Source organism: Brakhagea slesvicensis (assembly GCF_052161625.1).
Taxonomy (GTDB): Bacteria; Planctomycetota; Planctomycetia; order Pirellulales; family Pirellulaceae; genus JBKCUI01.
Map to the genome: position 1 here is coordinate 934168 of NZ_CP197412.1, position 11937 is coordinate 946104.

Genomic DNA, 11937 nt, shown 5'->3' on the forward strand with positions numbered 1-11937 from the left:
ACGGGATAACAAAGCAATGCGAGCTGTTGTCGTAGGAGCAACTGGCGGGATCGGGCGAGCGGTGTGTCAACAGCTTGCCGAAGCCGGCGGGATCGGCTTTTTGATTGGAAGAAATGAACCCAAATTGCAAGAGCAGGCCCATCGATTCGGCTGGAACTACGCCGTCGCCGATGCGGTGGATTGGGCTGCGTTGGAAGTTGCCTTCACTCAAGCAGAGGAGACGCTGGGGGGATTTGACGCGGTCATCCACTTAGCAGGCTCCGTGTTGCTCAAGCCGATGCACCTGACGAGTTTGTCCGAATGGCGTGCTACCCTCGATACAAACCTTACCTCTGCAGCCGGGGCCATCAAGTTCGGTGCACCTAGGATGTTCGGGGCCGGAGGCTCCATCGTTTTGATGAGTTCTGCAGCCGCTTCGATCGGTCTTCAGAATCACGAGGCGATTGCGGCGGCAAAGGGTGGCATCGAGGGATTGGTTGCTTCGGCCGCAGCGACCTACGCTGCCAAACGTATTCGCGTGAACGCGGTTGCTCCAGGGCTTACCAAAACCCCGATGACTCAGCGGATTTGGGATAACCCTAAAAACGCAGAACACTCACTGGCCATGCACCCGCTTGGGCGTTTCGGTGAACCCGAAGAGGTGGCCCGTGCGATTCTTTGGTTTGCCTCACCGGAAAACGCATGGGTAACTGGGCAAGTCCTAGCGGTCGACGGGGGCTTGAGTACGATCAAAACCGTCGGCACTCGGTAAGATTTGCTCTAGGCAAGACTTGCTTTCGCGATGGTAAAACCGGCTGTTAGCGATGGATTAGCTATATAGCTGAATGGCTTTGACAATCGCATCGACGTCGTTGGGGACAGCGACGGCTCGATTGGCGTAGGACGCTCGGGTCACACCGCGGCTACCGAGCACTTCATTGAATTTGTCTTGATCGGTCGTGTGGTAGGCAACAGTGGCTGTCGGATCTTTGAGCTGATGCCCCGTCAGAATGCAGACGACTCGATCGTCCATGCCGATGACCCCTTGCTGGCGCAGAAGCTTGGCACCGGCCACGCTGGCCGCGCTGGCGGGTTCGCACCCGATACCTCCCCCCCCCACTTGAGCCTTCGCATCGAGGATTTCTTGATCGGAGACTTGCCGGACCACACCATCACAAAAATCGAGCGCCCGGAGACATTTCTTGAGATTGACCGGTCGGTTGATCTCGATCGCGCTGGCGATGGTGTCCGCTTTCACCTTCGCTTTGTCGAGTTCATCGTAGTACCAGCAAGCGATATCCATGCGGGCATGGCCGCGATTCCATCGCAAATTTCGCTGGTTGTAGAGGACATCCAACGTGTCGGCACCCCCAGCGTTGATGACCGCTAGCCGAGGGATGCGATCGATCAGCCCCAGTTCCTTGAGCTCGATAAAAGCCTTGCCGAAAGCGCTGGAGTTTCCAAGGTTTCCACCGGGCACCACGATCCAATCCGGGGACTCCCAACGAAGTGCCTCAAGGACACGGAACATGACCGACTTTTGTCCTTCCAGGCGAAATGGGTTGATGCTGTTCACTAGATAGATCCCAAGCTCTTTTGAAACCTCTTTCACACGAGCCATGGCATCGTCGAAATCGCCAGCAATCTGAACCGTCAAAGCTCCGTATTCCAGGGCCTGCGAAAGTTTCCCGTAGGAGATTTTTCCAGAGCCGATGAAGATGACCGCTTTCATCAACTGCGTGACGGCACAGTACATAGCCAAGGAGGCTGAGGTATTGCCCGTCGATGCGCAAGCCGCACGCTTGGCCCCGACCATGTGCGCATGGGTAAACGCGGCGCACATCCCATTGTCCTTGAAAGACCCCGAGGGATTCATTCCTTCGTATTGCAGGAAGAGTTTGCCGGGACGAATCCCCACGTATTTCGCCACCGAGTCCGCTTGTTGGAGAAGCGTTTGACCTTCCCCGACGGTGACAATTTTGTGATGAGGCGCGAAAGGGAGCAGTTCGTGAAACCGCCAGACACCGCTAAAGCGGATGGGATTGTGGCGTTCCAGCCATTTGGATTCGAATTCGCGGAGCGCTTTGGGAACCGAAACTTTGTTCCAATCGTATGCGACATCCAGAAGATCGTGGCACTTCGGGCAGCTCGTTAGCACCTCATCGATCGAGTAGGTGGCACCGCAATCGACGTTGATGCACTTTTGGTGGGCGACTTCGTGGGTGGTTGACATGGTGACTGCGGTAGCGGAGAGCGTCGACATGGTGATGGAACCTCATTCTGGGGCTTGGCGGCCGAGCATTGCCGCCGCGGAAGGCTCCCTAATGTACCTCCTACAATCGGCAGGATGTAGTCGGATCTCCCATTGAATAAGGACAACGCGACAGGAACAGTCCGGTCAATCGTTCAGGTCGCTTCAAGCCAACGAAAATTTTCCCTCGTCCGGATCGACCGTGACACTTGCGCCGGAAAAACCGGGGTATGCGTTCCGGTCGTGGCGGCATTCTGGGAAAATGAAGAAGGATGGGTAAGAGAATGTTTGACGCTAGGGGGGGCAGGATTTAGGATGCATGTCTAAGGTGTAGCCAGATCCCGAGCGCGTTTTTTTAGGCTACCGAACTTATCCCTTCCTAATCTCTCGTCGAGGAATTCATGGCTCGCGATCGCAATGTGACAGTCTGGCAAGCCTATGTCACGGTCATGTCCATCGTCAGCTTTCTCTGCTTGGGCGCTCTCGCCTACATGATGTTCACCTCAGGAACCAACTTGAAAACAGCGGAAGCGGCGATCAAGGACAAGCGGGATGCTGAGGCCAATTTGCGGAAAGTGACCGAGCGCAACCAGCTCCTCCAAAGCATTTTGGGAGTTGGCAAACCGATCAGTGAAGCAGAGTTCAATCAGCTGAAAAGCAGCGTAACCGGAGATCCGGAAATCGATGCCGCCGTCAAAACCTACACCAACCACATGGGCCTGTTCGGGGTCAACGAGCCAGAGAAAAATTACTCGAAACTGGTCGATACGTTGATGCAGGAACTCCGATCGCGAAACATCGCCCTCTCGAACGCGGCCGCGAAAGCGATCCAAGACACCGAGAACTACGATCGCAAAATCAAGGTCGAGACCGACCTACGAGTCCAAGCTCAACAGGAAAAAGAGCAAATTTCGCTCAAAGCCAAAAACGACTTGGACAACTACACCGCCAAAATTGCCGAGCAAGTCAAAGCATTTGAAGTCTTGGCAACCGAAAAGCTAAACCAATTCCGAGCCTTCCAAAAGGAGAAGGGAGAATTGAACGCGAAGATCGCCGAAGCCACGCGACGCAACGAAGAACAAGCTCGACGCATCGATTCCTTGGTCCAGAAAATCAACGAAGTTCAAAACGAGAGCTTCCAGACCGTTCAAGGGGAAATCACCGACGTACAAGTCAGCAAGTACCCTGGAGATGGGCCCGGCCAAGTCTGGATCAACCTTGGAAGAGCCGATGGCCTCCGCCCAGGCGTGAACTTCATTGTCTTTGACTCCGACGTGACCCAGGCCAGCCAAGGAAAAGTGAAAGCCAAGATCGAGATCGTCGAGGTGCTAGCAGGGGCTGAACACTTGTCGCGAGCCAAGATCCTTGACGACAGAACCTTCACCGCCATCCTGCGGGGAGACAAGGTCTACTCCCCCTTCTGGCAACCAGGTTCAAAAGTCCAAATCGCGCTACTGGGCAAAATCGACTTCGATGGCGATGGGAAAGATGATCGAGATCGCATCAAAGGATTGCTTGACCAAAACCAAGTCACCTTGGCCATGGACATGCTTCCAACCGGTGAAGTCACCGGTCAGCTGACCGAAAAAGTCCGCTGGCTGGTCATCGGAGAGGAACTCAAGTACCGCGTCGACGAGGACGGCAAGGGTGATCCGTCCATGCTCGCAGCCTCGAAACGACGGCGCGATATCGAAACCCAAGCCCGCTCGCTCGGAATCACCATCATCAATCCCAACAATTTGATGAGCTGGCTCCAAGTCGGAGCAGACTCCTCTCCGTTGGGGGATGCCGCTCGACCACGTGTCGACGAATACCTTCCTCGCGTCCCTCGAGGAATTGAACGGGGCAAAGTTTCGGAACTCTACCAGTCCACCGATGGGCGACTCAATCGCAACGCCCCGCCCGAGTAAGTGAAGTTTGCTAGCAAAATCCCATTTTTCGGATCTTTTTGCTTGAAAAACTCCTACAACCGATATATCACTAAAGGTCAACGTCAATTAGCCCGGTTATCACAGGAATCACATCATGAAGTCCAGCTCCCTGAAAAGGACAGCTTTTCTCGCAGCATTTGGAGCGGGATTGGCATTTGCTCCGATCTCCATCAATTCGTCACTCGCTTTGGGTCAAGAGGCTCAAGTGGTCTCGGCAACTCCAAAGGCGGAGCTTGTCAACGAGTTGTTCTCCCGTCAGTGGGTTACAGCCAATGAAATGGGAGACGTGACCGGCTCGGTAGTAGGGCTCGTCCCCAACGACAAGACCACGGCCGCTGACCTTGCCGTTTACTTGGTAAAAGATTCCAAAGTGGAACTGAAGACCAAGGCCGATGCAGAGGGCAAATTCACATTGGTTGGAGTGCAACCAGGAACGTATTCGCTTATCGTTCGCGGCGAGGAAGCCTTCGGTGCTTTTTCTCTGAAGGTGCTCAGCCGTGAGAAGGGTCTTCATCTCACATCGGACGTCGAGGTTCGAGTCGTCAAGCCTGCGGACAAGGTAACCGAGATTCTGAGAGGTCAAACATTGCCACCTTACGCGATGCGAATCGAATCTAGCATCGAAACCGACTCCGATCCACTTGGACCTAGCCGAAGCTTTTCCCCTAGCCAAGTTGTGAGCGCCGATGCAGAAGGCCGATTGGTCGGAACGGTAGGCTCGGTCAAAGGCGATAAGGACTTGAGCGACCTGACGGTATTCATCTTGAAGGATGGCGAAGAAGTTGCGAAAGCACTCGTTGCACCGAACGGCGAGTATGTCGTCTCGGGATTGGAGCCAGGCGTTTACGGATTCGTGGCCGCTGGAGAGTCAGGGTTCGTTGCGACGTCCTTCGAGTTTGTTCCCAACAAACTTGATCCCGTGAACGCAAAGGGTGAGAAGCTCATCGGTATTTTCCGTCCTTGCCACCGATTGAATGCAGAAGTCGTTCCTTGCTGTGACACCGCTTCGATCGATGTTGTTTCGACTGAAATCGTAGAAGTTGTCGAAGCACCTGCTGAGGTTCTTTGCGAAGAAACCCAGCCCGCAGCGAGCTGCTGTGGTGGTATGGGATGGGGTGGTTACGGTGGCGGCGGTGGTGGTGGCGGAGCACACGGTGGTGGATGGGGCGGTATCGCCGGCATCGCTGGTCTCGCTGCAGTTGCCGGGATTCTTGCTGCCGAAGACGACGACGAAGCTCCCGTTGTGAGCCCTGCTGCACCTTAAGCTTTAAAAGCATATTGAGCGTTGAGTCGTATCAAAATTCAAAAGGCCGCTGTTCCCAGCGGCCTTTTTTTATTGGAAACCTTAAGTGATAGTTGATCGCCATCGATCTGAATGGAAACCGAGGGCGCATGCGAAGGAGCGACACCGATGGTAGGTGAATTAGTCAGTACGGAAACCGTCGATGGCGTGCGGCTCGATGGCTTCTGGGTCCGAGGCAGTACAACCGATTGCTGGTTGGTAACGCACGGGGTAAACGGTAATTTTTACGGATCGAGTTTGCTCAATGAGTTCGCCAATACTCTCGCATCGACCGGCTCGAATGTTCTGTTGGTCAACTCTCGCGGGCACGACATCGTTTCGTTCAACTCGGGATCCGTACCGATGCGTCTGGGGTCCCAGTTTGAGATGATTTATCAATCGTTGAACGACTTCAACGCTTGGCAGTCTTTTTGTAGAGAACACAGGATGCAGCTAAAAGGAATTGGCGCGCATAGCCTTGGGGCGTTGAAAGCGGCGTACTGGCTTGCGGAAACATCGGGGGTTGAAGTGGAGCGCTACATTTCACTTTCGCCCCCGCGCCTCAGCACTTCCATTCTGGCAGAGGATCCCAAACGCGGCGAAGTCTTTTGCAAAGATCTGCAACTGGCAAAGGAGTTGTGCGAGTCAAGCAGATCGGACCAGGTGATACGGGTTCGATATCCACTACCGAATTGGCTTTCTGCGGCAACCTTTTTGGATAAGTACGGATCGGACGATCGATACGATTATTTTGGGTGGCTGGAGAAGATTTCACAGCAGACCTTGTGGGTCTTTGGGGAGTCGGAAGTGCGGAATGGGTCGGGCAATTTCCGCGATGCAGATTTGAACCTATCTCACCGGTTCGCAGAGAAATCCCTCTATCAGCATACGGTCGAGGTCATTGCCGGAGGTGACCATTCGTACCGTGGCGTACGTGAACCTTTGTGGCAGACGATCGCTAGCTGGTTGACACGGTCGCTTTAGCGAGTCTTGAACAGTCGTTACAATGGGCTGGCGATTGCAGTATTCGTCCTGCACGCACATTTCTCCCTCCCTTACCCAACCATAACCATGACAGTGGCAAATCCATCCTGGGTTGCGGGCGACTCGCAAGTCGCCGAGGCTCGCAAGGCGCTCGATCAACACGTTTACGAAACGGTCCAGTGGCACTTTCACGAATCAACAGGCTCACCCTTTTGGCTGGGTAAGAAATCCGAATTGAAGTTTGATCCCCTCAAAGAAGTGAAGGGGTTCGATGACTTGAAGAAGTTCCCTGAATTCGAAGACGAATGGCTTCGAGGTGGTCCCGTCAATCGCTGGGTCCCAAAGGGGCTCGCAGGAAAACCAACGTACGTATTTGAAACGGGTGGAACGACAGGAATCCCAAAGAGCCGGGTCGTGATCGATGACTTCCGAATTGATTACGAGAATTTCAGTTATACATTGCCCGACCAGTACTTCCCCAAGGGAGCGAATTGGTTGATGTTAGGCCCGTCCGGCCCGCGTCGCTTACGACTTGCAGTGGAGCATCTCTGCCAGTTTCGTGGCGGCATCTCCTTCTGTATCGACTTGGACCCACGCTGGGTTATCAAACTGATTAAGAAGGGATGGATGGAACATCTTGAGGAGTACAAGAAGCACTGCATCGATCAAGCGATCACGATTTTGACGGCAGGGCACGACATCAAGTGTATGTTCACGACCCCCAAGCTGCTCGAGGCCCTCGCTGCGGGATTGGCGGACAAGGGAACATCGATTCAAGAGGTCGGAATCACAGGCATTTTCTCGGGGGGTACGGAATTTACGCCGCAATGGACACGGTTCTGCGTGGAAGAAATGCTCGGCGGACCTGTCGAGGAGAGCGGCGTATACATGACCCCCACCTACGGCAACACGTTAATGGGGTTGGCTTGCTCGCGTCCGATTACGGCAGACGACGGTTACACGATTGCCTACTACGCCCCGCAACCGCGAGCGGTCGTCGAAGTTGTTGATTTCGACGATTACAACAAACTGGTGCCCTACGGCGAAACCGGGCGGGTCAAACTGTACACGATGACCAAAGAGTTCTTTGTACCAGGGTTTATGGAACGGGACGAAGGAGAGCGCGAACTCCCCTTCAACAAATATCCGTGGGATGGTGTTAGCGGCGTGAGACCTTACCGAGGCTTTGCATCGAGCACCACGGTGGGTGTTTACTAGTTCCATTTAAGCACAATTACATTCGGAAAGTCAGGCATGTTAACACTCAATCCGCTCCGTTGGGGTAAGCAATACAAGTCGTTGGAATTCCAAGACGTTATCCATTTCGACACTGGGGAACCAATTGCTCGCATCGGACAAGTCAATGGTTCCATGGTTCAAATGGACATTCGCAAGGCAGACAATGCGAGGAAGGCGTTGCGCTCGCTAACGATTGCCGATCTGATCGAGCGATGCAAGAAAGCGGCCTACCTTTTCGAACACGAAACGCTTCCTTTGGGAGATGGTGTTCAATCGGTCGATGACTTCGTGCATCAACAGTCGGCCAGCACGGGGCTTCCAGAGATCATGTGTCGCAACAACATGCAGAAGAACTGCTTTGTGTTGAGCAACATGGACAAAATCCTGGATGCACTCACGCGCGGACTCAATCCTGAAATCTTCTCGCGTGGTTTTGGGGAAGAAGGACGCAATGTAATTGTGAGCTATCAATGCCAAACTCCGGTGCTGGGAGCTGTTCTGCCGAACAACTCCCCCGGTGTTCACACACTGTGGCTCCCTGCAGTCCCTCTTCAGGTGGGATTGGTACTCAAACCAGGTTCGCAGGAGCCATGGACTCCCTACCGCATGATCAGTGCCTTCATCGAAGCGGGGATCCCGGCTGAGGCATTTTGCTTGTATCCAGGTGGACACGATGTCGGTTCCACATTGTTGAGCAAGTGTTCGAGGAGCATGATTTTCGGAAGTGCGCAAACGGTGGAGCAGTACTCTGGCAATCCACGCGTCCAAGCGCACGGTCCCGGTTTCTCAAAGATTTTGCTTGGAGATGATATCGTCGATGCGTGGGAGGACTATCTCGACGTGATGGTCGAAAGCGTGCTCATCAATTCGGGACGAGGGTGCATCAATGCGTCTGGTGTTTGGGCCTCGCGGCACACAAAGCAGATCGCAGAGGCATTGGCTGCGCGTCTTGGTCCAGTCGATATCTCCTCACCGACAGATCCGAAGGCAGCTTTGGCGGCCTTTACGAACAAGAACATGGCGACTGGGACTTGGGGGATGATTCAACAGGATTTGGCCGAATCCGGTGTGACCAACATGACCGCATCCTATGGAGAACGGCTTGTGGAGAAAGAGCACTGCGCGTACCTTCGTCCGATGGTAGTGCATGCCGATTCTCCGCAGCGAGGGGTCGCGATGAAGGAGTACATGTTCCCGTTCGTATCGGTGGTTCAATGTCCTCAAAAGGATATGGTCAAATCGATTGGCCAAACGTTGGTGGGAACAGCCATTACCGACGATGAAGCTTGGATCGACGAGCTGACCAATGCCACGAATATCGATAGATTGAACATTGGACCGATTCCCACGAGTCGGTTGAATTGGTTGCAACCGCACGAAGGGAATCTGATCGATTTCCTTTTCCGATCGCGAGCCTACCAAGTCGCACCAACCCGCATTCCTGCGGCGGTGTAGAATAGCAGGCATGCTCAAGACCATTTACTTTGGAAAACTTTCGGGGATCGGAATCTATCTCCACTGGACGTTTTGGCTCCTCATTCTTTATTTGTTTTTGAGTGAGCTTGGCCGCGGCATTGGGCATGCGGTGGCGACGATCGGGTTCGTATTTACCGTTTTCATCTGCGTGTTCTTGCACGAGCTAGGACACGCCTTTTCCGGCAGATGGTTCGGAGTTCAAACTCACGACATCACCCTTTATCCGATCGGGGGTGTCGCGCGAATGCAGGCAAAGGAACTTACACCATTTGCCGAACTGGTCATCGCTGCGTGCGGTCCTTTGGTCAATTTGGTGATCGCGTTTGCGATCGCGATGAGTTTCGTGGCGAAAGTGAGTTGGGAGAATGCGACCGACATTGGCTCCCTAGGACCATGGGAGCATCTCTTCATTGTCAATGTTGCTTTGTTTTGCTTCAATTTGCTCCCTGTATATCCGATGGATGGAGGGCGGATTCTTCGAGCCATTTTGAAGTTCTTCGTCGCGAAAGATGTGGCCATCGAGTGGAGCGCGCGGCTGGGGCAAGTTCTGTCGGCCGGATTTGGCCTCTATGGGCTGTTCACGCTGCAGATCTCTATCGTGATTATCTTCACGATTATGTTTTTTGTGTGCAGCGCGGAGTTGTTTCAGGTCCGTCTCAGGCGGACAATGGCCGCGGGGTCAACTCCATGGTCCCCCGCTTCATGGGGAGGTCCATCAGGTTCGTCCGATGATTCCAGGGCAGGTGATATCATCGACGCCGAAGACGTCCGACGAGTTCGCTAAGAGTTGCCAGCCAGGATTTCCATAGCAGAGCGTGCAGGCTCCCAATCGGGGTAGATCCGGTTCGATTCCAGATAGCACTCGCGAGCGGCCCCGTCGTTGCCCAGATGCCAGTAGCATTGCCCGAGCGCCACGCAGGCTTGGTAGGAGTAGGGATCAAGTCGGATAGCGCGTTTGCAATCGGCGGAGGCTTCCTCGATATCCCCGCGTGTGAAGCGGATCCAGGCTCGCAGATAGTAGACATCGCCTCGCCCGTCGGTTTCGTCGATGAGGTGGCTAGCCAATTCTTCCGCACGGAGATAGTTCTCGTCCGCCAAGAGTTGTTCGACTTGATACGCCGTTTTGCGATGCCAGGGGCTCTGTGTTCTCCTCGCGATGGCGCGGCGAGCTTCGTCCGCGGAAGTTCGAACCATCCGAGACTCATCTCTCAGCATGCGTCCGAGAGGCGTGTAGTGGTTTTCATTGCCCAAGTAGCAGAGAGCCCAGGTCGCGGCCCTTCGACTTTGAACGTCTGTGGAGTTGAGCAATCGGAGAAGGGTTGCAGGTGAGTAGTTTGCTGCGACTTGATCGATCCATCGAAGAGAATTGCGGTTTTCTTCCGCAGAAATCACAACCGACAACGGGTCACCATAGGAATCCGCAAGATACTTTTCGTAGAATTGGAGCAGCTTGGTCATGCTGGATCGTATGTAGGCTGTTGGTGGGAGTACCTTGCATCTCCTGATGTCGCGACTCGACAAATCCACTCTACTTACGCATAGATGTGGATGCAACATTCACGATGAGAGGAAGATGATTATCGCGACTTCACTCGCTAGACACTTGACAATCACCCTGCTCCTGATTGTCTGTTTCTGTCACTTCCCTTTGACGGGGTTAGGACAAACCAAGACGCATCCCTACTTAGGTGCATCGATGGTATCGGTGCAGCAACGTCTCTCGGCTCCAGCACAACCATTGATGAGGAGTTCGTTGGAGTCCGCCATCGCCTCGCTATCCTCTGCTTATGACACTCCCATTTGGATCGATCGGTCGGTCTCAAGAGATCGCATTGTGGAAGCGAAGATCGAGTCCGATGAATCGTTTGGTTCTCTTCTAGAAAAGATCGCCACTCAAGTCGACGCGAGTGTGCTGATTGCAGAGGGAATCGTTGTGATCGCCCCTGGGAATAAAGCCCCCGTGCTCCAACAGATGGTTTGGCAGCTGCAACTCGCAAACCTTCCCAGCGGTTGGCGAAGATTGCAGGACGAGTTCGGTTGGCCGGTTGGTACACCCATGCGTGATGTAGCCCGAATGATGTCACTTCGATTGGGGTTCCGAGACGACTGGATCGAGCCTTTGGAACACGATCTATGGCCCGCGTATCAATTTAGCAAGGTGCCAAAATGGAGTATTGCATTCTGTATTCTCTCCAGCATGGACCGGACGATGGAATGGAGTGACGGAACGATTCGCATCGGAGAACTGCCATTCGACCGGGCCAACGAACAGGTCGAGTGGACCTACACCGCAAAACAAATCGAAGATCTAGGCAGCTCCCACTGTCGAGCTTGGAAAGCAAGCTGCCCTACGGCCGTGGTGGAACGCAATTCCGATGGCGGTTGGCGGATCCAAGCGCTGCCCGAGGAACACCGCCAATTGGTGCAGCCATTGGTTCCGAAAAAGAAATGGACAGCTCCGAAACCGGAAACCGCCACTTATTCCGGTGTGGTTCAGGGAAGATTAGGGAATGCAATCCAAGCGATCGGGCAATCTTTGAAAATCGACTTTTTTCCGTTACCGCTTCCCGACGCGGTAGCGAGCCGAGAGATCCGAGTGGAGTACAAGAACGCCACTGCGGAACAATTGCTCCGCGATCTCGGGAAAGCGGGAGGGGTCGAGTTTATTCATAGAGAGGGGCGAATGGAGATACGCATTTTGCCATAAGTTCTTTGCGAAGTCGGCCTGTTCATTCCTCGCGATCCATCGGTTGGTTCCCTACAGCGAGCAATTCGCTTCGATTCTGATACACTAT

At 54.0% G+C, this 11937-nt stretch carries 10 protein-coding genes; 8 read left to right on the forward strand and 2 right to left on the reverse strand.

Annotated features, from left to right (window positions below):
• The first annotated feature begins 16 nt into the window (after window positions 1-16).
• Window positions 17-751: an SDR family NAD(P)-dependent oxidoreductase gene (locus tag SH467x_RS03610; protein WP_482369926.1), complete on the forward strand. Its 735-nt coding sequence runs from the start codon at window positions 17-19 to the stop codon at window positions 749-751.
• A gap of 57 nt (window positions 752-808) precedes the next feature.
• Here SH467x_RS03610 and thrC read toward each other — a convergent pair whose 3' ends face one another.
• Window positions 809-2242 (reverse strand): threonine synthase, encoded by a 1434-nt coding sequence (thrC, locus tag SH467x_RS03615; protein ID WP_482369927.1) that lies wholly within the window; start codon window positions 2240-2242, stop codon window positions 809-811.
• Window positions 2243-2631: 389 nt separating this feature from the next.
• Between thrC and SH467x_RS03620 the strand changes: the two genes are divergently transcribed.
• The 6 genes from SH467x_RS03620 (at window position 2632) to SH467x_RS03645 (ending at window position 9926) form a co-directional block, all read left to right on the forward strand.
• Window positions 2632-4140, forward strand: a complete 1509-nt coding sequence (locus SH467x_RS03620) for a hypothetical protein (RefSeq protein WP_482369928.1) — start codon at window positions 2632-2634, stop codon at window positions 4138-4140.
• A gap of 115 nt (window positions 4141-4255) precedes the next feature.
• Complete coding sequence (locus SH467x_RS03625; protein ID WP_482369929.1) at window positions 4256-5425, forward strand: peptidase associated/transthyretin-like domain-containing protein; 1170 nt, start codon at window positions 4256-4258, stop codon at window positions 5423-5425.
• Window positions 5426-5572: 147 nt separating this feature from the next.
• Window positions 5573-6427, forward strand: a complete 855-nt coding sequence (locus tag SH467x_RS03630) for an alpha/beta hydrolase family protein (RefSeq protein ID WP_482369930.1) — start codon at window positions 5573-5575, stop codon at window positions 6425-6427.
• A gap of 87 nt (window positions 6428-6514) precedes the next feature.
• Window positions 6515-7645: a hypothetical protein gene (locus SH467x_RS03635; RefSeq protein ID WP_482369931.1), complete on the forward strand. Its 1131-nt coding sequence runs from the start codon at window positions 6515-6517 to the stop codon at window positions 7643-7645.
• Between the two features lie 36 nt (window positions 7646-7681).
• Entirely contained in the window at window positions 7682-9121 is a 1440-nt protein-coding gene (locus tag SH467x_RS03640; RefSeq protein WP_482369932.1) for an aldehyde dehydrogenase family protein, read from the forward strand.
• A 10-nt stretch (window positions 9122-9131) separates the two neighbouring features.
• The gene (locus SH467x_RS03645; RefSeq protein WP_482369933.1) at window positions 9132-9926 is read left to right on the forward strand and encodes a site-2 protease family protein; all 795 of its coding nucleotides are present in this window, start codon (window positions 9132-9134) and stop codon (window positions 9924-9926) included.
• On the opposite strand, the gene SH467x_RS03650 is transcribed toward SH467x_RS03645, so the two are convergent.
• Entirely contained in the window at window positions 9923-10600 is a 678-nt protein-coding gene (locus SH467x_RS03650; RefSeq protein ID WP_482369934.1) for a tetratricopeptide repeat protein, read from the reverse strand. The two genes, SH467x_RS03645 and SH467x_RS03650, sit on opposite strands and share 4 nt — an antisense overlap.
• A gap of 115 nt (window positions 10601-10715) precedes the next feature.
• On the opposite strand from SH467x_RS03650, the gene SH467x_RS03655 reads away from it, so the two are divergent.
• Window positions 10716-11849 (forward strand): hypothetical protein, encoded by a 1134-nt coding sequence (locus tag SH467x_RS03655; protein ID WP_482369935.1) that lies wholly within the window; start codon window positions 10716-10718, stop codon window positions 11847-11849.
• The last annotated feature ends 88 nt before the right edge of the window (window positions 11850-11937 follow it).